This window comes from Paracoccus nototheniae (genome assembly GCF_004335005.1).
Classification (GTDB): domain Bacteria; phylum Pseudomonadota; class Alphaproteobacteria; order Rhodobacterales; family Rhodobacteraceae; genus Paracoccus; species Paracoccus nototheniae.
Map to the genome: position 1 here is coordinate 1 of NZ_RQRT01000234.1, position 250 is coordinate 250.

1 protein-coding gene is annotated in these 250 nt (G+C 74.4%); it reads right to left on the reverse strand.

Annotated features, from left to right (window positions below; genetic code table 11):
• Positions 1-224: gamma-glutamyltransferase (locus EG885_RS22580; protein WP_207392414.1), on the reverse strand; the 224-nt coding region annotated here is incomplete at its 3' end.
• Positions 225-250 lie beyond the last annotated feature (26 nt).

Genomic DNA, 250 nt, shown 5'->3' on the forward strand with positions numbered 1-250 from the left:
GCAAGCAGCCTCATGCCCCGGTAAGATTGGGCCAGAGGCTGCGCCTCGCGGCAGCGCGTCGCGGCCAGGTCGGCGGCGGTGAGGGCTGATCCGGCCTTGTCCAGCCCCTGCGCGACGCGCTGCGCCATCGGGCCATCGGGCCATCGGGCCATCGGGCCATCGGGCCATCGGGCCATCGGGCCATCGGGCCATCGGGCCATCGGGCCATCGGGCCATCGGGCCATCGGGCCATCGGGCCATCGGGCCATCG